At 64.6% G+C, this 24,204-nt stretch carries 18 protein-coding genes; 8 read left to right on the forward strand and 10 right to left on the reverse strand.

The genetic code is table 11. The annotated features are described in order from the left end of the window. Positions 1-94: 94 nt before the first annotated feature. The 5 genes from drmB to ACFOYY_RS36175 all read right to left on the reverse strand — a co-directional run bounded on the left by drmB (position 95) and on the right by ACFOYY_RS36175 (position 12,265). Positions 95-1,837: a DrmB family protein gene (drmB, locus tag ACFOYY_RS36155; RefSeq protein ID WP_386195729.1), complete on the reverse strand. Its 1,743-nt coding sequence runs from the start codon at positions 1,835-1,837 to the stop codon at positions 95-97. Beyond that, complete coding sequence (locus tag ACFOYY_RS36160; protein ID WP_386195731.1) at positions 1,834-4,989, reverse strand: helicase-related protein; 3,156 nt, start codon at positions 4,987-4,989, stop codon at positions 1,834-1,836. The genes drmB and ACFOYY_RS36160 overlap by 4 nt, the downstream gene beginning before the upstream one ends. Then, positions 4,986-6,800 (reverse strand): UvrD-helicase domain-containing protein, encoded by a 1,815-nt coding sequence (locus ACFOYY_RS36165; RefSeq protein ID WP_386195733.1) that lies wholly within the window; start codon positions 6,798-6,800, stop codon positions 4,986-4,988. Before ACFOYY_RS36165 ends, ACFOYY_RS36160 begins: the two co-directional genes overlap by 4 nt. Beyond that, positions 6,797-11,503 carry a DEAD/DEAH box helicase gene (locus ACFOYY_RS36170; RefSeq protein ID WP_386195735.1) on the reverse strand — a complete coding sequence of 1,569 codons (4,707 nt, stop codon included), beginning with the start codon at positions 11,501-11,503 and terminating at the stop codon, positions 6,797-6,799. Before ACFOYY_RS36170 ends, ACFOYY_RS36165 begins: the two co-directional genes overlap by 4 nt. Positions 11,504-11,596: 93 nt before the next feature. Continuing rightward, positions 11,597-12,265, reverse strand: coding sequence for a hypothetical protein (locus ACFOYY_RS36175; RefSeq protein ID WP_386195737.1), 669 nt, complete (start codon positions 12,263-12,265; stop codon positions 11,597-11,599). Between the two features lie 567 nt (positions 12,266-12,832). Between ACFOYY_RS36175 and ACFOYY_RS36180 the strand changes: the two genes are divergently transcribed. Then, positions 12,833-13,132 carry a hypothetical protein gene (locus ACFOYY_RS36180; RefSeq protein WP_386195739.1) on the forward strand — a complete coding sequence of 100 codons (300 nt, stop codon included), beginning with the start codon at positions 12,833-12,835 and terminating at the stop codon, positions 13,130-13,132. Positions 13,133-13,202: 70 nt separating this feature from the next. On the opposite strand, the gene ACFOYY_RS36185 is transcribed toward ACFOYY_RS36180, so the two are convergent. Beyond that, positions 13,203-14,282, reverse strand: a complete 1,080-nt coding sequence (locus tag ACFOYY_RS36185) for a DNA cytosine methyltransferase (protein WP_386195741.1) — start codon at positions 14,280-14,282, stop codon at positions 13,203-13,205. Between the two features lie 261 nt (positions 14,283-14,543). Between ACFOYY_RS36185 and ACFOYY_RS36190 the strand changes: the two genes are divergently transcribed. The 4 genes from ACFOYY_RS36190 to ACFOYY_RS36205 all read left to right on the forward strand — a co-directional run bounded on the left by ACFOYY_RS36190 (position 14,544) and on the right by ACFOYY_RS36205 (position 17,415). Next, positions 14,544-14,915, forward strand: coding sequence for a very short patch repair endonuclease (locus tag ACFOYY_RS36190; RefSeq protein ID WP_386195743.1), 372 nt, complete (start codon positions 14,544-14,546; stop codon positions 14,913-14,915). Positions 14,916-15,151: 236 nt separating this feature from the next. Next, positions 15,152-15,466, forward strand: a complete 315-nt coding sequence (locus tag ACFOYY_RS36195; RefSeq protein WP_352014217.1) for an ArsR/SmtB family transcription factor — start codon at positions 15,152-15,154, stop codon at positions 15,464-15,466. Next, positions 15,463-15,999 carry an SRPBCC family protein gene (locus ACFOYY_RS36200; protein WP_352014218.1) on the forward strand — a complete coding sequence of 179 codons (537 nt, stop codon included), beginning with the start codon at positions 15,463-15,465 and terminating at the stop codon, positions 15,997-15,999. The genes ACFOYY_RS36195 and ACFOYY_RS36200 overlap by 4 nt, the downstream gene beginning before the upstream one ends. A 234-nt stretch (positions 16,000-16,233) precedes the next feature. Continuing rightward, the gene (locus ACFOYY_RS36205) at positions 16,234-17,415 is read left to right on the forward strand and encodes a cytochrome P450 (protein ID WP_352014219.1); all 1,182 of its coding nucleotides are present in this window, start codon (positions 16,234-16,236) and stop codon (positions 17,413-17,415) included. Here the strand turns inward: ACFOYY_RS36205 and ACFOYY_RS36210 are convergent. After that, positions 17,405-18,256: an alpha/beta fold hydrolase gene (locus tag ACFOYY_RS36210; protein WP_386195746.1), complete on the reverse strand. Its 852-nt coding sequence runs from the start codon at positions 18,254-18,256 to the stop codon at positions 17,405-17,407. The genes ACFOYY_RS36205 and ACFOYY_RS36210 overlap by 11 nt on opposite strands. Positions 18,257-18,309: 53 nt before the next feature. Here ACFOYY_RS36210 and ACFOYY_RS36215 point away from each other — a divergent pair, with 53 nt between their 5' ends. Beyond that, a complete protein-coding gene (locus ACFOYY_RS36215; RefSeq protein ID WP_386195747.1) occupies positions 18,310-18,744 on the forward strand; it encodes a MarR family winged helix-turn-helix transcriptional regulator in 435 nt (144 codons plus the stop codon). A gap of 7 nt (positions 18,745-18,751) precedes the next feature. On the opposite strand, the gene ACFOYY_RS36220 is transcribed toward ACFOYY_RS36215, so the two are convergent. Then, complete coding sequence (locus tag ACFOYY_RS36220; RefSeq protein WP_362779376.1) at positions 18,752-19,108, reverse strand: VOC family protein; 357 nt, start codon at positions 19,106-19,108, stop codon at positions 18,752-18,754. 110 nt (positions 19,109-19,218) lie between these two features. Here ACFOYY_RS36220 and ACFOYY_RS36225 point away from each other — a divergent pair, with 110 nt between their 5' ends. Then, complete coding sequence (locus ACFOYY_RS36225; protein ID WP_386195748.1) at positions 19,219-20,067, forward strand: AraC family transcriptional regulator; 849 nt, start codon at positions 19,219-19,221, stop codon at positions 20,065-20,067. On the opposite strand, the gene ACFOYY_RS36230 is transcribed toward ACFOYY_RS36225, so the two are convergent. Further along, the gene (locus ACFOYY_RS36230) at positions 20,057-21,259 is read right to left on the reverse strand and encodes a cytochrome P450 (RefSeq protein ID WP_362779369.1); all 1,203 of its coding nucleotides are present in this window, start codon (positions 21,257-21,259) and stop codon (positions 20,057-20,059) included. The genes ACFOYY_RS36225 and ACFOYY_RS36230 overlap by 11 nt on opposite strands. Positions 21,260-21,294: 35 nt before the next feature. After that, complete coding sequence (locus tag ACFOYY_RS36235; RefSeq protein WP_386195751.1) at positions 21,295-22,488, reverse strand: acyltransferase family protein; 1,194 nt, start codon at positions 22,486-22,488, stop codon at positions 21,295-21,297. Between the two features lie 593 nt (positions 22,489-23,081). On the opposite strand from ACFOYY_RS36235, the gene ACFOYY_RS36240 reads away from it, so the two are divergent. Further along, positions 23,082-24,179 carry an acyltransferase family protein gene (locus ACFOYY_RS36240; RefSeq protein ID WP_386195752.1) on the forward strand — a complete coding sequence of 366 codons (1,098 nt, stop codon included), beginning with the start codon at positions 23,082-23,084 and terminating at the stop codon, positions 24,177-24,179. Positions 24,180-24,204 lie beyond the last annotated feature (25 nt).

Genomic DNA, 24,204 nt, shown 5'->3' on the forward strand with positions numbered 1-24,204 from the left:
ATATGGTGCAAACTTCGAATCGATCATCCTGCTGCAACCACCCAATCAGACCCATTCAAGAAACCAACGAGATAATATCCCGAGCGGAAATGAATCAAACAAAAGAGAAGAACCCCAGGTTTGAATCTTCCTGATCTCCGATCAATAATGCACGATCAAGAAGGGTGTTGAACTCCTCACAGCTGGTCTCGGGAAGCAGAACACAAGAATGGCAGGCCGCACGGTTCAGGTTATCCGTACCGCTTGTGTCAGACTCGACGCACAGGGGATCGGAGGAGCACCAAGACATCCTGTCCAGAGCTGCACGAATAGAATTCGCAAGGTTCCCGGATTCGACTTGCGCCACGATGCCACCGAGGCTTCCAGCCGAGTCACTGGTGGCGGTGTAGATCAGGATGCCAGACATCTTTTCCGACACATAAAGACGTTCGCGTAGAGACGCGGTCGGATACCCCGAGTCGAGACTCCACTCGTTGATGACTGAATGAGCCAGTGTATGGATCATGACCAGGCGTGGAGTGATCTCCCTGTCCGGAGTAAGGCCGAATCGCGCAGAACGCTCTCGATAAGCGATGTCGATGGGAGCGACGCGCGCCGAAACCTCAGGGCGTGACTCCCATTCGGCCAGCCGATCGGCGTCCAGACGAAGGAATACCCCTTCTCCGATGACCTCGATCGCGGGGAGCCAATCGGGCCGGTTCTCGGCGGCGTAAAGCGGCGCTCGTTGACTTGGGCTTGCAGTACTGGGTGCCGCCAGGCGAGTGAACCCTCGGAGCACCCGTACTTCACGCAGCCGTTTGACCCGCATCACCTGGTCGACGGCAAGTTCCGTTGCGATCGTGTCGTCGGGCCACGGCACGCAGACGAAGTCCTGCCTACCGGCTTTCTCTTCGGCTGTTCTGGTCAGAGCCTGATACTCGCCGGACTTCAAAGCCGCCTCGGAGCTATCCGTGTGGCCGGCATCGTCCTCGCGACGCTGTTCAACGGCCTGGATGATTTCTTCAACGCTGAACAGACGATGATTTGCGAGCTCCAGCTCCTCAAGACGCTCTCGGATGTCGGGCGCCTTTCGTAGTGACCTCCAATGGGATTGGACGAATCTGTGAACGCCTTCGGACCACGGTGGAATAGAAAGAGCCGAACGTACGTCGGAGAACCAGACTCCGGAAGCACCACGCTGCATCGCACGCGGGAACTGGTCGCAGTCTTCCTGCCATACATTGCCCAACCAGGGGCGTCTTCCGGTGCACGAGCTGATGCCTTTCAAAGCCCCCTTGCCGAGGGCTCCCTCCATCGTGACGGGGCGCACGCCACACGAACACGAGATCTCGATGTCGCCCAGCGAGGCCGAGCGACCGGTCGCCTTCAGCTTCAGGTCGTGCCTCTGGGTCTCGCTCCCGTTGGAGTCGCCGCCTTTGTGAAGCCAGCGAAAGTAGGGGAAGTCGTCGATGTGGCCCGCAGTACAACAGACGACGAACCTCGACGGCACCAGCTCGCGATCGCACTCCTTGCACTTGGCCGGGCTGCGGGTGGCGCCGAAGAACTTGGCCTTCGCCAGCCGGTTGCATCCGGGACACGACTGGATCTCCGGGAACCGAATGACGGGGATGTCGCCGTACTTATCACTGTCAGACGCTGGAGGGAGCCGAAAGCATTGTACTCCGAACTCCTTCTCCAACCTGCGCTCGTGAATGGTCTGGTCGTAGGGGCCGAGCTCAGGCCAACGGTCGAGCCCCGTAACCATGAACGACTCGCTGCCAACCGCTATCAAGGAACCGACACCGTAGGTGGTGATGAGCTGAGCGCGGCGCACTCCGCCGATGGGCTTTCCCTTCATCGCGTTCCCCTATCCAGATAGATGCTCGACTCCACGTCCACGTCCCGCAGACTCCACAGCGTCGCGAAGGAACGAGCGATTTGATCATCCGACTCATCCCAACGGCCGGCGTCGACCAGGAGTCCCGGCTGACGGTAGGTGCCGTAGACAAGCGTCGGGTCCGCCTCCGCGGCTTCACGCCACTGGGCAATGATCTCGTTGATTTGTTCACCTGTCAGGTCTCGCTCAGCCACGCCTGCTACCCGCTCCACACGGGCCAGCACCCGGTCACAGATCCCGCGAAGCTCATCCTCGAATTCGGCCACAAACGCGGCCGCCTCCTTTGGGCGCGCCATGGGGATCATCAGTCGAGCCAGACCGACGATGGCGGCATGCAGTCCGCGGTCTCGGGCTCGCGCGGAGAACGGGGTCACGCTGGTGGCTTCCACCTGCCGGTACAGGGCGGAGTGATAGGAGGTGAAGTTCTCGTAGTGGGAGCGGTCTCTAGAGCGGGCTGAGTTGAACAACGTCACCACAAGTCCTGGCCATTTTCGACCGACGCGACTGGTGGCCTGGATGTACTCGGACGTGGACTGCGGTTGTCCCATCATGACCATGAGCCCGAGGCGATCCACGTCGACACCGACAGAGATCATATTGGTGGCAAGGATCACCCCCAGGGCGTTCGGGTACGGCGTGGCCATGTCCTGAAGGTGACCGGGGATGGCGCTCGAGGGCTCTCGGCTGGTCAGCTCGATGTCACGGCCGATAATGCGTCTCTTCTGGGGAGAGCCGTCGCTCAGGAGGTCAAGGCGATCGTTGACGTCATCCTGGACCTGAAGCTTGGCACCTCCAAGAAGCCGAAGGCTGTTGAAGTACCCCAGGAGAGTCCAGTAGGCATCACGGACTGCATCGTCTCCCTCGACTGCCTGTGCGTGATGGAGAAGCGCCGCGTAGGTCCGCACCATGAGACTCGTCTGGCTGGTGGCAGGCGCCATCAAGCCCACGTAGAGCCTGCTCGCCTTGCGAGAGGGCGGCGTCTCGACCGAAAAGTAGGAGTCTCGAGCATCCAGCCCCGGTGGGGGGAACTGCTCCACACTGCGGTCGAACAGAGCGAGCCCCTGCTGTACGGCTCGACGGATGGTGGCCGTGGACGCCACCACCTTGGGGCTGTGACCGACCAGGTCGACAACTGTTTCGTAGAGGCCGGTCAGGGTTCCCAACGGCCCGGAGATGAGGTGCAACTCATCTTGGATGATCAGCTCCGGTGGCGGCTCAGGGCTGAAGTGGTTGAAAAGATTGCCGATCTCGGGTTTCCAGGGGAGCCCGGCGAACTTGTCCACGGTGGCGATGATCAGGGTGGGGCGGGAGGAGTAAACGGTCTCGTCCACGACATGAATCGGAAGCCCGTCGGCAAAGTCGCAACCCTCCGTCTCACAGGCTATGACCAGCCGATCGCCAAAGATCTTGTAGTTGTAGTGGTCGAGCGCGGTTCCACACCAACAGCAGGAGCGAACCTGGACGGGGTTCTCCTCCTGGACCTCCTCATCCTTGGCGAGCTTGCGAAGCGAGCGCTTGGCCTCATCCAGCGTGTTGGGTGTGGATCCACGCCCAACCCACATGCCGATGGAGATCTCGGTTTGGCCGAGACGGCCAACTGCGTCCCGTCGCAGCCGTTCCATACAACACATGAGAAGGGCCGCACGTTCAAACTGCTGAACTGTCAGCAGACGAAGTGTGTAACGCATGAGAACGGTGACCCCACCGCCGTTTCGCGGATCCCGAAGCCGCCTCAGGAACGTCGAAAAAGCGATGAGCCCAAGATATGCCTCTGTCTTTCCGCCACCCGTGGGGAACCACAGCACGTCTGCGACTTTACGGTCCTCAGACCCCTGATCGGCTATCCCACCAAGTGAGAGGAGCATGAAGGCGATCTGAAAGGGACGCCAGACGCCCACGGTCTCATCGGGTGACGTCGACTCCCGGGTCGGCGACCTCAGCCACTCTGTTCGAGCACGCTGCATGGCCATGGCTCGGTTCGCGAGCCGGAACGCCTCCATCGGGGTCGGGTCCGTGGAGTCCGCGAGAAGTTCGATTCCCGCCTCCATACGATCGCAGGCTGTCTTACACCTCTCCAGGTGCTCCACGGCGGTATTACGCAGGGTGCCAACGACGATGTCTTGAACCTGCTCGTTCCTGCGCTTGATCCAGTCTCGGTAGCCCGACGTAAGAGTTTTGAGAACGGAAACGACTTCGGTGTCGGACACCGTGGCGAGACGATGCATCCCAAGTCCGACCACGTCGATCGTCGGGTTGGAGTCAGCCAGTCGAAGGTCATGAGTGGGAACGAATGTGGTGCGAATCCAACCGGTGGAGGAGGCCGGCGCTGTGTCATTGACGGCGATCTCGACAGGCTGCCACTCCACCGCGCAGCCGTGACCGGTGGCGAAGTTCGGTGCATGCCGGTAGAGCAGCCTGTACGAGTTGAGTTCCCCGTCCGAATCGACAGAACCAGGTGGCAGACGTTCCACAAAGGGAGAAGACCCGTTCGGCCCCCTGACCGTGATACGAGGTTGGAAGAAAGCCATCGCGTCTCGGTCGACGGAGTTGCCCGACGACTCGAACAGATTGAGGAGCGCCAGCGTGACAGCTGAGGCTCCATCCGAATTGGTAGGCCGTACTCGAACGAACAACTCCAGATTCTCTGCGAGTTCCACCCGCTGTGAACCTGCTATGGAGACCTTAATGCTTTTCGGTTCTATCGTGATGTTCCTGCGCCGCCATGACTCCTTCGCCACCCTGCTGGTGCGGCTTCGACGTCCTTCGACGATCGTCTCAGGCACGTAACGTGCGGCCTCCACCTCGACAAGGATCGAATCCGCCACGGTCACGTCAACCGAAAAGGTCAACCCCATCGAGGATGGATAGCGCACATTGGCCATGGTCACGGCCGGGTCTGGGACGTCGCCCGAATGCTTGTTCTCCGGTTCGTCGTCCAACGCGTTGGTCTCGGCGACGCTGTCCTGTGACTGAGGGAACAGAATGCCCGCCGCGTACTTGGTGATCGGCGGGTCTGTGATCGTCTCTCCGGCTGAGCCGGTTGGGCCGATCAGATCTTGTTCCAACCGGGCAACCAGTTCTTTGCGGAACGCGTAGTGCTCATCGAAACTCACCGTTGCTCCCCACCCCAGTCGAAACGGCCCAGCCCCATGATCCGAGGTCGCAGCCAAACGCCTGACCAGCCGAGGCCAGCGTTAAGACCCGCCGCCTCACGACCGATCACGGTCTCCACACCATCCACCCAAAGATCCTTGATGCTGGAGGGCAGCCTACGGTCTCGGCCAGGCAGAAGTGTTCTCAGTGCCTCGGCGAAAGCCTCACCTGTCACTCCGATGCCATGACCGGCGTGCTTCACGACGTATCTAGGGGCCTCGTCCGAGGAAGACCGGGGGATTTGAACAAGCACAACCGCGTCACCGTTGCGTACGGTCAGTGCCAGGTATCTCTGAATTGCGCGTGGATCTTCGTGGAAGCCGATTGCGCCAGCTGGTTCCTCCGCGTTCACGTCCTCGGGACGAATTTCCATGCCGAGGTGCCGACCCGCTTTGAACCCCAGCTCGGCCCACCGGCCGTCGCCCTGCTTCCTGAGTTGGCCTGCGGTGAGTTTGTCAACGGGTCTCACGTGTATCAGCAGGTCGCGGGGGCGAGTCATCGCCACGTACATCAGTCGGGCACGCTCGGCCTGCTCAACCGGGTCGCTGTCCGGTGCGTCGCCTGGGTCAACGACAACAACGTTGTCGAACTCAAGACCTTTGACCCGATGAATCGTGGAGACGACGATCTGCTTTGCAGGCTGCTGCTCGAGCTCATCGGGAAAGTCTCCGCGAACCAGCCGTTTTCGGACGGTCGTCAGGTCAAGGGTCCCATTTCGACTGTTCCGATCCATGTATTGCAGAAGCCCCCAGGCCTCCTCCGACTCCACGCCGGCTTTCTCAAGAACCTCCAGGACGATCTCCCTCGTGGGCTGCTTGGAATCGAGTTCCCGGTAGAGCGCGCTCACCCATGGGGGGATGGCCCTGTCCTGCGCGGAACGTTGAAGACGATGGCGTACGCCCAGCTCACGCAGGCGGCGTGAAACCAGGAGAACCTCATCGTTGGCTCTACACAGCAACGCCGTTGACGCCGTCATACGTGACAGGACAGGTGCCGCCTGGTCCAGGGTGCCAAGGGAGTCACCAGCCAGAAGTGTGGTACGCAGGCCGCGCTGAATCTCAGTGAAGGGCGCATCCACCGCTCCGAGCGCATTGCCGAAGGCAAGTGCCACCTTGGCTTCGTGTTCGCGCGCACGGAAATTGCCCGTGAGCGAAATCTCCACCAGATCGTCGCGAAAGCGATTACGCACCTCCTCATAGAGCCGTGCCGCACCCGCCAAACGCTCCTGTGGATCGTCAAGTTGAAAACCGTAGATGCCCTGGGCCGGATCCCCCAGCAGGGTGAAACCTTCAAGATCGCTGTTGAGAAGCGCCTTCACGAGTTCGGCACGATCTCCGACAAGGTCCTGGACCTCGTCTACGACGAGATGCCGAATCTCGCCGATCAGTTCAGCGGCGTCCCGGCCTTCCTTGATCAGTCGAGTGGCCTCACGGATCCGCCGATCAAACCCCTGATGTCGCCAGGCGCCATCCGGCGCGACCTCGGACAGCAACCATGTCGCGTAGGAGTCGAACGTTCGCACCTCGACCTGGGTGGCAGCGGTTCCGAACCTGCCGAGTCGGTTTCGAACCTCACGGACCGCTGCGCGGGAGAAGCTGAGAACCAGAAGCTCAGAAGGTTCGAGTTCCTCCTCCTCAATGAGATACGCGAGACGGTGAACCAGGGAAAGAGTCTTGCCGGTGCCAGCGGGAGCCGTCACCAGGAGACGAGCCGTCTCAGGCTCTTCAACAAGTCGCCGCTGCTCCTCCGTCAGATGATCTTGATCGGTCATCGGCTCTTCCACAGGTACTCGAACTGACGGAATGCAAGCTCCTCACCGTACTGGGCGATGTTGTCCGCGACGTTGACGATGAGGCACTCCTCTTTGCCGCCGTTCAGGGGACCGCGAAGACCTCGACCGATCATCTGCTGATACACGTTGGGACTGTAGGTGGGGCGGGCGACGATAACAGCGCGTGTGGCAGGCGCGTCAAAGCCCTGTGACAGAACGTTGTAGTTGGCCAGAACCTGAATCCTGCCTCGCCGAAACTGCTCGATCGCGTGCCGGCGCTGACCGAGGTCGGTGTCGCCCGATACCGCTGCGGCGGAAATCCCCTTGCGAGTAAGAAGCGCCGCCATGGTCTGGGCATGGTTGACCGAGGTGGCGAAAAGCAGGATCGGCCAGTCACCCGGCAACGAGAGAACCTTGTCGATCAGAATGCGATTGCGAAGGGTGTCGTGCCCGAGACGTTCCTCGGCCGAGGACGGCAGCCGGCGCATCGTCTCAAGTGAGGCTCTCTCCCTAGAGCTGAGGTCCAGCCTGGCTCCGGGGAGTTCCTCATGTTTGACACGAGATAACACACCCAGTTCCTGCAGCTTGGCGTAAGGCTCGGCACCCAGGATCTCCGTACCGTCCCGATGGTGGTCGAGCCGGTTCCTCCCGTAGCGAGCCACCAGGCGGTCTGTCTCGACCGTGTTGGTTCCACGGAAGGCCGTCGCGGTCAACCCGATCAGAGGGCATCGGGACCGATGCGGGGTCAGGCCCAGGGAGGCCAGGACCTGCGTGTAGCGCGGACTGATCGATGTGTGTGCCTCATCAACGATGACCGCCTGAGCCTCGCGCAGCCACGCGTAGCCGTCGGAGTCGATGACCTTTTCCAACTTCGCGTCAGTGGCGATAACGAGGTGGTACCCCTCCTCAACGGGGTCGGCCTCGTTCGTGCTCCAGAGCCTGCTGACAGTCAGCTGTTGTGCCGGACCGGTGTGTCGCCACACGAGCTGCCAGGTCTGTACGGCCTGCTCGCACAGTTCCTCCGTCTGCGCCACCCAAAGGATCGGGATGGAGACCGCCTCCGGCGGAAGTGATCGCAGCCGCCGAATGGTCGCCTCGACGGCGACTCGCGTCTTGCCCGCTCCGGTGGGCAGGCTGACCATTCCTCGCTGAGCGGGCCGACTCTGGAGAACCTCCAGGATGCGGCCCACCATAAGCTCCTGGTAGTCATGCAAGGCCGGAAAGTTCACCGGTCCCTGAACCGTGAGTACAGGCTCAAGGTTGGGTTGCCGGAAGCCGGCGTACTCGGTGGGAAAGCCAAGATCGGATACGAACGCCTTCGCCTGATGACTACCGGCCATCTGGGTCGGCACGGGTAGGCCCCGGTCTTCCAGTTCCTGCCGAAACTCCCTCAGAACGCCCGTGCCGTACACGGCCAAGGCCAGCTCGGCGATGGTCCGGTCGTCGATTCGTCCTTCCTCCGCCTCTACGGCGTCGACCAGACCAAGCGGCAGTCGCTCACGGAGAACGTCACCACCGAGCAGGATCACCAGCTTGTCTCTAAGGTCCGACAGCTCTCGGACCTTGACGATCTGCTGGTTTCTCTGGATGTCTTTCCGGTGCTGGAGTACCTGACGGCAATGCTCTTCGGAAAGGCCGAGCTTGAGCAGGTGGTTCAGCTCCCGAAGCAGGTCCAGGTCGTCGCCGCGGTCAAGCCAGTAGACCGTCTCGTCCCGTCGACCGATGTCGACCGGTTCCGAGGTCTGACCGGCGGGGGTGCGGACGAGCTGCTCCAGCGTGTCGCAGCGCAACAGGGACAAGCCGCGCAGGGGGCGCCCCGGCTCGAACTTGAGCTGCGGGAAGACGTCCTCCAGAGGGGTTGGCTGCCCCAGATACGTCGCGCGGAGTTCGGTGATGTAGACCTCGTCGAAGGTCTTCATTCCCCACTGGTCTATGAGAAGCGCCGCGTCGTCCGACTCCGGTGCGAGGACCGCGGCGACGCCGCCAGCCATCAGGCGTTGATACTGCGCGGGATCCGCGGTGGCGACCGCGTCCGCAGGAGGACAGATGACCCACTCATCGCCTTGCCGGCAGCGGATCCTCGGGGGCGCGCTCAACTGCGTCGCCGCGACCGCGTACAGGATGCCCAGCTCCACATGACTCTCGCTTTCGAGGGCCTGCTTGAGAAGGGAAACCCACAGAGCGCCCCTGATCCCTTCCAAGGTGTTGGGGAGTCCCAAGGCGCGTGCGAGACCCAAATCGATGTCCGCGACCGGAAGGACGCGAGCATGTTCCTTCAAGCCTGGGCCGACGCATTCCGAGATGCGCCGGGTACCCATTGACGTGGCAAACCTGCCGTTCTGTTCGACGACCCACACCAGTGGCGACGGTACAGAACGGGGGACATCATCTGGACGGGTAAGGGCGTAGATGGTCCAGGTTGTCACCAGTCCTTCAGAGGGAAGGTTCCGAATGAATCGAGAGCGAGCAGCGGGTGTGAGGCCGAACAGAAGCCCGAGATGTCCGGCAGGGGCGGGGCCCGAAACAATGATCTTGCTTGGTTGCGGTCTGCGAGCGCCCGCTGGCAACGTCTCGTAGTACCGGTCAATCATGCTTGACCGGTAGCCCTCGAACCACGGGGCAGAGGTTGGGTCCACACTTGCGCTCGGAACATCGGACATGCCCAACAGGCGGAGCATCTCCATGTCGTCATGATGAAAGTCCTCATCCACCACGAAATCGCCGTCGTCAGGGCTTCCGGAAGGGACAACGGCACCGGGCAACAGGCAATCGCTCAGTCGTTTGTATGCTCCAGAGCGAGTTCGAACTTTGAGACCCGAACTCGCGTCTCGGCTGACCAGGTGCTCTACGGCACGCTTTGCTCCAGTCTGTCGAGCCAGAATCCAAAGACGATTCCAGTCAAGGTCTCGATAGGAGTGAAACCCCCCGGATACCGCCGCGGCGAAACGACCAAAGGAGTCCCCCTCCCTGATTCCGAGAATGTCAAGGAATCGAGAGGTTTCAGGGTCCTCTTCCAACTCCGGATCGACATACACGGTGTCCTTGGTGGGGGGATCCATCGGCGAGCGTCGGAAGACGCTTTTCTCCTGTGGTGGAACCATCCGCCCGTCTGCTGTTCGCAGAACTGCAGACTGGAGAGCCTCCAAGGCGAAGGAGTGCTTCTCTTCAACCATCTCGGCCACAATCGACAGGGCCGCTTTAGAAGCGGCGGCGGTACCGTCGGAGACCAGGGCCTCCAGCCACTCCCGTACGGTACTGGGCTTGGTCCCCGCCCTCTCCATCAGCAAGTCAGCACGAGCTCGACGCGTCGTCGATCGTTCGACGGAGGGATGACACCAATCGACAGGACGGCCGGAGTAAGCAGCCCACCTCTCGACCCATGTCTTCCAGCGTTCGTCCTTCTCAGACCCCCTGGGGTGTATCTTGATGTCAATGGGACGTTGAAAATCTCCAACCTGGTTAGGTAGAGAGGGCTTGCCCGCAGCCTCTTCACGGACAAAGCGGGTAAGCATTTCATCCGCCCAGTTTCGTGCCTCCTTGCCACGACCTGTCATCAAGGTCAGTGGCAGCGCGGGGTCTTCGGGAGTGGCAAGAGCCGGCAGGGAGGCGACGATCAGTCGAGCGGCCTCCTCCATCAGAACCTCGTTGAAAGCGTTTCCCTCAAGGATGTGCTGACGATCCTCGTTGGTTTTCCATGCCGCATTCAGGATGCCACGGAGAGTGGTCTTGTACGTTGTAGGGAAGAAAGCCCAAAACTCTCCTGAATCCCCTGTCCCGGAAGAGGGCACGGCCCATGCGATCGGCACTTCGACACGGTTGCGGTATTCACCCGCGTCCGCCCAGGCCTCGTCGGACGGCCGAAAACTGGTCTCGAAGACCCTCCACTCCTCGGGGCTCTGCCCTCGATCGTTCTCAATGACGTGGAGCGATCGACGATCGCCTCGACCGCTTACCGTGATCTCTCTACGATAGGAAGTTTCTCGGCGGTCTTCCAAGATCACACGGCCGGCATGCGGGGAAAAAACCGCGAACACGGCTGGGAAGTCTCGGAGGTCTTTGGCCAGGCGATCTGCGAAACCAGCCTCGGACAGGGGGAGCCTGACCACGGTGGCGGCCCAGGACATCAGCTCGTCAAGCGTCCGGTCCGACGCACGTTCTTGCTCTGGATCAAGCAGGTGGGCGATCCGAAGCACAGGCGTGGGTCCGGATCCGGGAACTCGTTCCCGGATCCGGACACGAGAGTAACCCGCAGACCAGCCGAAGGAGCCGGTGCGACTGAAGAAATGCGGCTGCTGGGAAACGCTCAGAACGGACTTGAACCCCACACCGAACCTGCCGATTTCCGCACCTCGTTTGCGAGAAAGGTGGGAGGCCAGGATGGCCTCGGCTCCCCTAGGCCTGATCGGCTCTCCGAGGTTCGCGCAATACAGCGTGTCCGCCGTGAGGACAACGTGGATGAGGCCGTTCGAGGTCGCTCGCAGTTCATCGGCGCCGTTTTGGATCAGCTCGTACAACTGTCGGTGACCGTAACCGCCTTCCCTGACGGACGTCTCGATGTTCGCGTGTTCCTCGATCAGAGCGGCATTGGCTTCGTAAGACTGGAGACAGGCTTCGGACTGCACAAGAACGATCTGTGAAACCGGACTGTCCGCTCCCAGCCAATCGGAGGGTTCGGCGTGTCCTGCCTCGTTCGTACTGAGCACTGAGATTCGCTCTCCTCGTGAACACAGAAAACCGTTGACGAAAGACGTTACGCCAGAGGCGCGACAGCGCCTGGTTGGATGGAAGACTCCCGACTACGCCTCGAGGTTGGCAAGCCGATAGTGATTGAGTGGAATCTCAGGGTCATCGTCGTGGGACTGAATCAGCCATCCCTGATCGACCAGCTCGCGGATCTCCTGCCGCCACGTATGTGTCCTGGCAACCCGTTCGAGCTTCTGCGAGCTGGCCGGCCACGGACTGATATGCAGGAGATACTCGATCAACCTCTCGGCAGGGCTTGAACCGCCTACCGACTCGATGGTCTCCTCGCTTGAGGCCACGGCCTCGTCGAGATGAGCCGCAGTGAGGCGGTACGGGGCTCCGGCTCCCGAGCCGATGGTGTCGATCTCCCAGCCGACCTCGCGCAGTTCCCGAATGCGCCGTGCCCATGCACGGATGGCGGCAACCCCCTCCAGTTGGTGCGGAGAGAGAGCCTCGCCCGGGTGGCTGCGGAAGTAGAGGAGAAGCGCCGTACGGGCACCACCAAGAATGTCCTGACGCACCTCGGCCAGTGCATCGCGCGAATCGGCTAGGTGCGTGCCGACTTGAGCTGCGGTCTCCAGCCAGTCCTGAGGCTTCAGATTCTCACGCGGAGTGGACTGCACGATGGCGAGAGCATCCTTGAGCGACTGCTCAAGGCGTTCCAGCTCCGCATGATGCCGACCGGATCCGCTGCTGGGACCACCGGGGGAAGGGTACGTCACCGAGCCACCTATAAAATTCTCGTTTTTTACCGGGGAAACCTGTTGGCGGCATGCAGGGTTCGCTTGAACCCTGCGAAAAATCCTTGAGCGAATCAGGCAGCCAAGCTCGCCTCACCGGCCTGTCGGATTCAGTTATGAGACTCGGCCTTCAGGCTTGATAGCTCAACCGGGCCGGGAGTCGTCAGGCGGCACCATAGCGACCGCATGACGGCGAGCCTAGATGTTCAACAGCTGGGCGTCAAATAGGCGCAAGACCATCAAGTCGATACAAAACTACACAATTGGTACAGATGGATCACCGAAAGGCGAGATGCACCACATCGCATATCAAGGTCGTATTTGTGATCACCCCTTGCATCCCAGGGGGTGCATGGGGAACGCTCATGATGCCCCGGTTTGGTACCGGTAGCGACGAGCACGGGTGTACATATGTATTCGCGTATATGGTGTCTGGTCGGGCGCAAGCCGAAGGCACCCACCCGTGATTCCATTTCACCCTCACACCCGTGCGAGAGAAGAAAAGCGTTTCACCTAGAGGAAGGTTTGGTGCAAGGCCGTGAAAGAATCGTGCCTGACGTAAAGCCGAGATCCGGCGTGCGGCGAAAAACCACCGAAGTCGCCAAGCGAGTGGCACCAGTCCCCCTGGGGGCTGCCGGTTACTCTCTTGCCGCCACGTTCTCGGGCGCGCCCCCGCTTCCTGGCTGGGCGCTTCCCCTCATCTGTGTGGTCGTCGCAGTCCTCGCCGTCACAGACAGGCTCACCGACTTCTTCTTGAAGCTTCTAGTAATCAAGGGCTACGTGAAGGACCACCGTCGAGATGACGCGGCAGACTACCTGACAATGCTCCGCGAGTTGAACCAGAGATAATCAGGGGTAATTGACGGGCTGTCCGTCTGGGCACTTCGGAGCACAGTAGAACGCTTGAATCATCCCTTAATCACCGGAGGCCAGAAGCGAAGGCGAGATCATATACGAACCGAGCGAGACTCTCACCGAGGAGAGGCGGTACCGCGTTGCCGATCTGACGGGCGACCTCAATCTTGGAGCCCACGAACACGAAGTCGTCCGGAAAGCTCTGAATTCTCGCGGCCTCGCGATGGGTGATAGGGCGATCATGGACAGGGTGCAGGTATCGCCCCTTCTCCGGCTTGTAGAACTCCGTGCGAATTGTCACGCTGGGACGGTCCCACCAGAGTCGTCCCATGACGTCCGTCGTTCCTGTTGGCTTATCCGCCCAGCATCGAGGCTCCAGGTCCGGACGATTACGCCGAAGGTCGAAACGATTTCCGCCCGGGGGGATCGCGCGATATCGATCCAGTGACTTCTGAGTCGGCGTACGACGAATGTGCAGATCCTGACGACCGTCTTCCTCGGCGGTTATCTCGGTGCGCTCGGGGTAGGCAGGAAGGTCTGCGATGGCGTCATGCAGGGTGACGTACGGAGTGTCCTCCGGCGAATCCGGGCCGTGAGTCGGCTTCGGAGGCCAAGGGACCGCATCGACTTCTCGGACCGCGACGAAGATCCCTCGTCTTCTGTTCTGCGGGACGCCGTAGTCCGCGGCGTTCAGGACCCCGTAACCGAACTTGTAGGCCTTGAGGTCCTCATCCGTCTCCATCAGCTGAAGGAGGCGCGCGAACTGGACCGACTTCTGGAACTCCGGCACGTTTTCGATCACGAAGACCTTTGGCCGCACCAGACGTACGGCCTTCAGATACTGTTGCCAGAGCTCGTTGATCTCAGCTCGACTGGCGTCGTCACGATCACGCCCAAGAGGGCTGAACCCCTGACACGGAGGCCCTCCGATGATCACGTCCACCTGGGGGTACTCCGCATCGGGGACCTTCTCGATGGGTCCGTCGTAGACGGGACATCCGAAGTTCTGCTTGAAGGTGCGTGCGGCGGCCGGGTCGATCTCGACCGCGAACACGGTCTCGTAGCCAAGGCCGGACTGTTTGAACCCCTGGGCCAATCCACCTGCGCCTGCGAACAGATCCATCGTGCGGATCGTCCCGGTCATCAACACACCCTCCCCGAGAACTACAGCCCTGTAACTATAGGGGCGGTTGTTCTCCCGGCTTCCTCGTGAGACGTGAGTCCCGGCGAGCGACCCGTGATCCAGAGGTCACGTGGGAGACAGTAAACACCTCCTACGGCATAAAATCGAGCAACTGTTCGCACGCGGCACGCTCACAGGTCAGACGTGGCCGTTGGCTCTAAGGTTGTCCCTGTGGTGAGATCCACTCAGTCATGGGCGTCCAGTGACGCGGTGCGAGCGAGTATGCGGTCCAACAAGGGTCGTGACACCAAGCCGGAGCTCGCTCTCCGTCGTGCTGTCCACGCGTTGGGACTGCGGTACCGGGTCTCCTACCGTCCGCTGAAAGCGGTACGGCGAACCGCAGACCTCGTCTTCACCCGCGCGAAGGTGGCGGTGTTCATGGACGGATGCTTCTGGCACGGATGCCCCGTTCATCACACGGTCGCCGTAACCAACGCCGGCTTCTGGGCGGAGAAGGTGCTCCGTACACGCGAACGCGATGCTGAGACGGATCGGCTTCTTCACGAAGCAGGCTGGCACGTCGTTCGGGTGTGGGAGCACGAGGACCCCACCCAGGCGGCGCAGCGAGTCGCGGCGACCGTTCGGTCGCAGTAATCGGCTCAGCCGCCCTCAGGAAGGTGACGGGCTCAATCGCCTTCGGCCTCTCACCCCCTCCGAACCGGTTGCTGCGGCTCGTGCACCAGGAAACGCCTGCAGAGCCCAAGAGGCACCCCGTCGTGAAGGGCGTTACTTCGTGGCTGGATGCTGTTTCGCGAACGGATGGCCATCGTTCGTCTCATGCCTCGCCGTAGGGCTTGTCAGGTATATTCCCGGCGAGGCATATTTGGGGGGTGCCTGTGGATGTGTTCGCTGTGCTTGCTGAGCCGACGAGGAGACGGATCCTCGATCGGCTGCTCAGGGCGGAGAGCAGTGTCGGGCAGCTTGTTGACGTGCTCGCGGTCAGTCAGCCAACCATGTCCAAGCATCTGAAGGTGTTGAGGGAGGCCGGTTTCATTTCCTGTCGTACGGCTGCGCAGCAGCGCATCTACCGGATCGAGCCCAGGCGGTTCGAGGCGCTCGATGAGTGGCTCGCGCCGTACCGCCGGCTGTGGGAGCGGCATCTCGACGCCCTTGAACGCCATCTCGACAACCAGGAGGAGCAGTGACGAACTCCGAGGTCGGCTATCAGACCGACGGGGGACGGTGGACTCTCGTCTTCGTCCGGGACCTGCGGCACTCACCAGAGAGCGTGTGGGCAGCGCTCACGGACCCCGCCCAACTGGGTGAATGGTCTCCCTACACCGCCGACAGGGACCTCGGGACGGTCGGTGAGACGACGCTGACGATGCTCGACGACGGGCCGGGGATCTCCGCGGGGATGTCCGAGTTCGTGAGCCGCGCGGAACCGCCGACTCTGCTCGAATACACCTGGGGCGGTGACCGGCTGCGCTGGGAGTTGGCCGCGCTCGGCTCCGGGACACGATTAACGCTGCGGCACACGCTCAAGGAGCGCAGGTGGATGCCGGAGGTCGCGGCCGGCTGGCACCTGTGCTTCAACGTCGCCGAACACCTGCTCGACGGATACCCGGTGGGTCCAATCCGTGGGAAGAAGGCGCGTGACCACGGCTGGGAAGGGCTGCGCGAGATCTACGCCAGGCAGCTGGAGACCGTCGAGGAGCACTGCCTCAAGGCCGTGTGACCGGCTGAACCGAGCGATCCGGGCGCTCCATGCCGCGCCCGTACCGTAGACGCACCAACCGTACGAACCTGCTCCCGGGTGTCAGGAAGAGAGAACAGAAAAGCCGCCCCTTTCAAGTCCATTTATCGGAAAATGCTCTGTTTTTTTCGCCCCTTCTCCAGGCATTACCGGCTGCATATGATTCGAGCCGGTTGACTGAGGGACACTGCCTCCCGCCTGTGAGGAAGGGGCACCATGGACCGGCCCACCGCACGTACGTTTCCCATCCACCGACCGGACCCGTACGGCGTCCCCGCGGAACTCGCCGAGCTCCGCGGGGAGCCACCCTGCCGCCTTCACTTCGCCGATGGCGAGGAGCACTGGGTGCTGAGCCGTCACGCCGACGTCCGGGCCGTGCTGGCCGACCCCCGGATCAGCGCCGACGACAGGCTCGCCGGCTTCCCCCAGCTGCTGCCCGGCGCCAAGCCGGGTGAGTTGTCGTTCACCCGGATGGACGACCCCGAGCACGGACGGCTGCGGCGGATGCTCACCTCCGAGTTCAGCGTCCCGCGCGTCGAGACGATGCGGCCGACGATCGAGGGCGTGGTCGACGGCCTGCTCGACGACCTGGAGAAGGGCGGCGGCCCGGCCGACCTGGTCCGGCGCTTCGCCCTGCCGGTGCCGACGCTGGTGATCTGCGGGCTCCTCGGCGTGCCGTACGAGGACCACGCCTTCTTCCAGACCCGTAGCGCGGCCATCCTGTCCTCCAACCCGCCCGAGGTCGCGGGGCCCGCCTTCGCCGAGATCGCCGTCTATCTCGACCGGCTCCTGACCGACAGGGAGCGTGAGCCGAAGGACGACCTGCTCAGCAGGATCGCGGCGCGGGTGAACGCCGGCGAGCTCACCCATGACGAGGCGCTCGGCATGGCGCGGGTGCTCCTGATCGCCGGGCACGAGACCACGGCGAACGCGCTGGCGCTGAGCGTCCTGACCCTGCTCGACCACCCCGGGCAGCTCGCCGAGCTGCGCGCCGACCCGGCCCTCGTCCGTCCCGCGGTGGCTGAGCTGCTGAGGTTCCTGACGATCACGCAGGGGCCCATGGCGCGGATGGCGACGGCGCCGCTGGAGGTGGGCGGGGTGACCGTACAGGCCGGTGAGGGGGTGGTGCTCTCCCTGCTGTCGGCCAACAGGGACGAGCGCGCCTTCCCCGAGCCCGACCGGCTGGACCTGCGGCGTGATCCGAGGTTCCATGTCGCGTTCGGGTTCGGCCCGCACCAGTGTCTCGGCCAGAACCTGGCCAGGGTCGAGCTTGAGGTCGCGATCTCCAGGCTGTTCGCCCGCTTCCCCGGCCTCGCTCTGGCCCGTCCGGTCGAGGAGCTCGGTCTGCGTGTCGACTCGGTGATCTACGGCGTGCGCGAGCTGCCCGTCACCTGGTGAAGTCGTGGACGAGCTTCCAGACCTGGGCGGGTGCCTCCTCCTGGGCGAAGTGGCCGACGCCCGGGATCAGCGCGGTGACCGGCCGCGGGACGCCCGCCTCCCTGAAGCCCTGGGCGTAGGCGGTGATGTCGCCGCCCTCGCCGTCGCCCCGCAGGTAGAGGAGGGGTGTGCCGGCCGGCCCCGCCTCGGCGAGGGCCGCGTTGTCCAGCGCGTCCTGGGGGAGGGCGCGGTAGAGGTCGAACCCCGCGGTGAGCGCCGTGTCACGCGCGTAGGCGGCGGCGTGGGCGCGGCGTGACTCCGGGGTGATCCTCGCCGGGTCGACGGAAAGCACGTCGTAGAAGTAGTCGAAGTAGGCGGCCTGGCGTCCCCTGACCAGGGTCTCCGGCAGGGCGGGCACGGCGTGGAAGCCGAAGTGCCAGATGTACGGGTTCGCCAGGACGTCCTTCCAGGGGGCCACACCGGGGATCACCGTGTTCATGATCACCACCCGGGCGGCGCCGTACCGTCGCAGGTAGGCGTAGGCGATCATGCCGCCGGCGTCGTGACCGACCAGCGTGAGGTCGGTGAGGCCGAGGCTCAGGACGAGTTCGTGCACCATCCCCGCCAGGCGGAGTTTGGACCCGCCGGGGGCAGGCCCCGTGGAGTCGCCGATCCCCGGCAGGTCGACGGCCAGGAGCCTGGCGTCCGTCCCCGCCGCCTCCATCACGCCCCGCCAGGTTCGCCATGACTCCGGCCAGCCGTGCAGGAACAGCACCGGCCTGCCCAGGGGGTCGCCCGTCTCGACGACGTGCAGCGGGGATCCGGCGATCGGCACGTGGGTGTGCCGCTCCTCAACAGACATGTTTCATGTCTACCAAACGACATGAAACATGTCTATCGGCTAGGCTGGACCGCGTGAGTGACTTCGAGCGGGGCACGGGTTTCCTGCTGGCGCGGCTGGGGTCGCTGGCGGCGCGGTCGTGGGCCGCCTTCCTGACGGGCCACGACCTCACCCAGGCCCAGTACGTCGTCCTCGCGACGCTCGGCGCGCAGGGGCCCGTCGGCCAGCGGCGCCTGGCCGAGCTGGTCGCCGTGGACGCCCGCAACATCGTGCCGGTCCTCGACTCCCTGGCCGCCAGGGGGCTCGTCGAGCGCAGGACGCACGAGACCGACCGGCGCCGCCGTACGGTCGCCCTCACCGAGGGCGGGAACGCCCTGCTCGGCGCCCTCGCCGTCACGGCGGCGGCCGAGCAGGACCGTTTCCTGCACGCGCTGGACCGGCGCGAGCGCGAGCGGCTCAACCACCTGCTCCGCGCGCTCTACGCCTCGCACGTCCCCGCCCCGGGCTGAGGGAGCCTCAGCCCGCGCTGATGCAGAAGGGGTGCCCCTCGGGATCGGCCAGGACCGTCCAGCCGTCCCCACCCGGCTGGAAACCGGGCCTCGTCGCGCCGAGCGCGAGCAGTTCCTTCGTCGCGGCCTCCACGTCGGCGACCCTGAAGTCCAGGTGGGCGTGCTTGGCCGCGTCGGGCCACCCCGGGCCCCGGTAGTCCTCGATCCGCTGGAAGGCGAGCTGGATCGGGCCGTCCCCGAGGTAGGCGGTCTCGTCGTCGCTGTAGGTGATCCTCCAGCTGGTGGCCTTGCCGTAGAACTCGGCGAGCGCCCGGGGGTCGGCGCAGTCGATGATGATGGCGGTCGGTCCCGCGAGAGCGGTCATCGTGGCTCCTGTGGTCGTCGTTTACGTAACCAGCTTCCCGCCTACGCCGGTTATGGTCTTGAAGATTCTTGCGGGCCGTTTCTGTCGCACCCGCCGGGTAACGTCCCCCCGTGCTGTCCGCCGTGCCCCTCGCCGTCCGCCCCCACTTCGCCGTGTCCACGGTGACCTGCCGCGCCCACCACACCCGGTGGTCGGAGCCCGATCCCGGCGGGGCACACCGGCTGGTCCTGGTACGGCGCGGCAGGTTCAGGCGGTGGGCCGACGGCGTCGAGGCCGACCTGGACCCGACGATGGCCTACCTCGCGGCGCCGGGTGAGGAGGAGCGGTTCGCCCATCCGGCGGGCGGTGACCTGTGCACCTCCGTGGCCGTCTCCCCGCGTCTGTGGGACGGGCCGTGGACCGGCACGACGGTCTACGTGGACGCCCGGGTCGACCTGGCCCACCGGCGGCTGCTCGCCGCGGCGCGCGGCGGCGACGTCGACTACGCGCTCACCGAGGAGCTGCTCGGGCTGGTCGCCGCGGCCACCGGCCACCGTCAGGGCCGTCCGGCCAACCCCGCCGACCGGGCGCTCGTCGCGGCGGCCCGCGAGGCGATCGTCGCGGACCACCCCGACGCGGCCGGGCTGTGCCCGCTGGCGGCTCTCCTGGGCGCCTCGCCGTACCGGCTGAGTCGTGTCTTCTCCCGGGAGATGGGCGTCTCACTGACGCGATACCGCAACCGGGTCCGTGTCGGCCGGGTGATCCGGCGCATCGAAAACGGCGAAGGCGGCGAAAACCGCGAAAGCGACGAGGGCGGCGAGGGCACGGCGCATGGCCTCGCCGCCCTCGCCGCCGACCTCGGCTTCGCCGACCAGGCCCACCTGACCAGGACCGTCCGCGAGCACCTTGGTCACACCCCGACCGCGCTGCGCCGCCTGCTCGGGCGGCGCGGCCGGGGTCAGACGGCGATCACCAGGTGACCGGGAGCTCGAAGACGCCGTAGTTGATGGCCTCGTCCTTGAAGCGCAGCGCCTCGACCGGTTCGGCGAGCCGCAGGCCGGGGATCCGCGCGAACAGTGTGTCGAAGGCGATCTGCAGCTCCAGGCGCGCCAGGTGCTGACCGAGACACTGGTGGCCGCCGAAGCCGAACGCCACGTGGTGGTGGTTGCCGCGGCCGATGTCGAACTCGTCCGGCCTGGCGAACTGGTCGGGGTCCCGGTTGGCCCCGGTGATGAGGGCCAGGGCGCCCTCCCCCGCCCTGATGACGGCGCCGCCGAGTTCGACGTCCTCGGTCGCGACCCGGGAGGTGGCGATCTCGGCGATCGTGAAGTACCGCAGCAGTTCCTCGACGGCCGCCGGGGTCCTCGCCGGGTCGGCGCGGAGCGCGGCGAGCTGGTCGGGGTGTTCGAGCAGCAGCAGGGTGCCGAGCGCGATGATGTTCGCGGGGGTCTCGTGCCCGGCCATCAGCAGCATGAAGGCCATCCCGACGAGGTCCTTGTGCCCGGGGACGCCCGGCTCCCCCGGCCTGGCCGCCAGCCTGCCGATCACGTCGTCGGTCGGGTCGCGTTCCTTGTCGCCGACCAGCGCGTCCAGATAGTCCGTCAACTCGACCATGGCACGCCCGCCCTCCTCGGGCGAGGGCGCGTTCATCACGGTCGAGGAGATCTTGAGGAAGAAGTCACGGTCGGCGTACGGCACGCCGATCAGTTCGCAGATCACCATGAGCGGGACCGGGTCGGCGAAGGCCCGCACCAGGTCGACCGGGCGCGGCCCCTCCAGGATGCGTTCGACGTGCTCCTCGACGATCTCCTGGACACGTGGCCGCAGCCGGCGCAGCCGCTGGACGGTGAACTCCCCGGCCACGGCCCGCCGGGCGATCGTGTGCTCCGGCGCGTCCATGCCGATCAGCGAGGTCGAGAACTCCGGCGCGGGCACCTGGTGCTCGTACAGGACGGGGAAGCCGGGGTGGCGCATGTCCGAGCTGAACCTCGGGTCGGCCAGCATCGCCCTGACGTCCCGGTAGCGGGTGACCGCCCAGGCCAGGGCACCGGTCGGCAGCCTGACCTTGGATATCGTCGGGCGCTCGCGCAGTTCGGCGTAGCCGGGGGGCGGTTCGAACGGGCAGGTGCGCCGCATCGGATAGGACAGCGTCGGATAGGTCGCGTCGGTCATCGGTTCTCTCCTGGAGGGGTGACGGTCGACGGTGTTCACGCTTGGAGCTGCGGCCCCGGGGCCTTCGGCCGCGACAGGCCGGACGTCCCCCGCGTACGGCTCCCGCCCCAGCGGCGCATCGCCGGGATCTCGACCACGGTCCGCAGGACCCAGGCCGCGAGCACGCACAGCAGGTAGGCGCCGACGAGGAAGGCGATCCCGGTCGGGGTGTTCCACTGGGTCCGGGTGTAGTGGTTGGCGTATCCGACCCACTCCCCGGCGAACGCGGCGTGCACCGAGAACAGCACCGGGATGTGCACGATGTAGAACGCGAAGGAGAGGTCGCCGAGCCTGACCATCAGCCTGCTGTTCATCACCCTGGAACGGCCCGCGAGGTCCGACGTCGCCACCGAGCCGATGAGCAGGGCCATCGGGACGGGGTAGAGCGCGGCGAAGACGAAGTTCTGCGGCAGGAAGTACAGCACGACGTAGACGGCCAGCACGCAGAGCGCCGAGACCACGACCGGGACGCGGACCCAGCGGCCCGTCTGGATGATCCTGCACAGGATCATGCCGAGCACGAACTCAAGCGAGCGGGTGATCGGGAAGAAGTACAGGAACCACTGCTGGGGCCACGAGCCGACCCCGAAGACCTTGCTCGGGCCGTACCCGGCCAGGAACGGTTCGCTCAGCAGCGGCATGGCCAGGGCCAGCAGCCCGACGCCCGCCAACCAGAACCACAGCCTGCCCGGCTTGATCCGGTTGACCAGCGCGTACAGCAGGGGGAAGGCCGCGTAGCACAGCAGCTCGACGGAGAGCGTCCAGGTGGGGCCGTTGAGCTGGTAGTACATCAGGTCCGCGTCCGGCCACCAGTTCTGCACCAGGAACACGTTCGCGACCGCCGGGACGAGCCTGATCGTCTCCCCCGCCGCGACGAAGGTGAGCGCCGAGACGACGAGCACCACCAGGTGGTTGGGGAAGACGCGCAGCAGCCTCCGCCGCCAGAAGCGGCGCGCGCCCGGCCTGGCCGACCAGGTCAGCACGAACCCGCTGAGCACGAAGAAGAACGAGACCGCGAGGAAGCCGAGGACCCCGTTGTCGATGAGGGTGTTGTAACCGGCGGCGACGCCCTTGTCGGCGAACACCGAGGCCGCGGCGCCGTGGGCGACGAAGACGAACAGCATGCCGACGGCGCGCAGGCCGGTCAGCGACGAGAGGTTTCCTGGAGTTACTTCCTGCGTGGCGGTCATCGGCGGTCACTCTCCCGAAAGTCGACGGGCCGGGGCGGGCCCCGGTCTCCCGGCGGAGATTTCCTCCCGCTCAAAGGTCGGAACCGACCGCGGTTCCTTGACAGTGCCACAACTTCTCCGGCCCGATTTCTTTGAAAATGCTGTGAAGCCCGAAAAGAACGACGGCGGACGTCAAGAACGCGACCCCGGCTCCGACATATCCGTGAGGACGGCTCCTCGCGGACGGCCCGGATCGGGGACGGGTGCCGCGACGGGTGTGCCGGGCCATCGAGCGCCCGCACACGGAAAGAGCCGCGAAAGGGCCGCGAAGGGGCCACGGAGAAGGCCATGAGGAGGCGTCACCATGCCGTACCGGATTGGAAGACCTGAGAGAAGTCCCTGCTCAGAGCCCTGCCGTCGGTAACCGGACCTCGCACTCGAAAAACCCCGCCCGGCCGTCGGAACGGCACGGAGAGTTCGCACCAACCGCACACCGGCTCTCCCCCGCCGAACGGGAGGAGGCCTGTTTGGAGTCGCGCCACATGGTCGAGTCGTCGAGCCTGCCAGAACCCCGCCCAACCGGACTTCCGTCTCGTCTTCCCTCACTCACGGGAATGCGATTCGTCGCCGCAACCATGGTCTTCGCCCTGCACGTGATGGTCGAGGGGATTTTCGCCTCCGGCGCCTCTCACCCGATGCTCTTCAAAATGCTCGCCCTCGGCGGAGGAGCGGGTGTCGGTTTCTTCTTCGTGCTCAGTGGATTCGTGCTGACCTGGTCGGCGCGCCCCGACGACACGCCGCGGAGGTTCTGGCGGCGGCGTTTCTTCAAGATTTATCCGAACCACGTGCTGACCTTCCTCGCCGCGGTCCTGGTCATCACCCTGCTGGTGGGAAACGCCGTCGGCCTGGCGGACACCGTACGCAACCTGTTCCTGCTGCAGGCGTTCTTCCCGCAGGCGCGGACCATCACCGGCGTCAACCCGGTGGCGTGGTCGCTCTCCTGCGAGGCGTTCTTCTACCTGTGCTTCCCCTTCCTGCTCGGCCTCGTGCGCAGGATCAGGCCGGAACGGCTGTGGATGTGGGCCGTCGGCGTGGTGGCGGTGATCTTCCTGGTCCCGCTCGCCTCCGGCCTGCTGCCCGCGCAGCAGCCGTACCCGATCCTCGGGGTGACCGAGTGGGAGACCTGGTTCATCTACCACTTCCCGCCGGTGCGGATGCTGGACTTCGTCTTCGGCATCCTCCTCGCCCAGATGGTGCTGACCGGCAGGAGGATCCCCCTCGGCTACACCGGTTCCGTGCTGCTCAGCGTGGTCGTCTACGCGCTGACCCCGCTGATCCCGCCGACCTACGCCTTCGTCGCGGCGTTGTGCGTCCCGCTCGGGCTGGTCATCGCCAACGGCGCCGTCGCCGACCGGGACGGCAGGCGCACCGGTCTTTCCGGGCGGGTGTGGGTGTGGCTCGGCGAGGTGTCCTTCGCCTTCTACATGTGGCACCGGCTGATCCTGATCACCGGTCACGACCTGCTCGGCGCGGGTGAGGCGTGGCCGACCCCGGTCGCCCTCGCCATCAGCGCGCTGCTGTTCGCCGTGACGCTTCTGGTGTCGTGGCTGACGTTCCGCCTGTTCGAGGGACCCGTCATGCGCCGGTTCGGTACGGCGGGCGGCGCCCGGCGGGCCAGGCCCGGCGGTGGTCAGGTGGGCGCGCCGGTGTGAGACGGCTGTCCGGGCCCCGGTCCGC

Source organism: Streptosporangium jomthongense, from assembly GCF_042650425.1.
Classification (GTDB): Bacteria; Actinomycetota; Actinomycetes; order Streptosporangiales; family Streptosporangiaceae; genus Streptosporangium.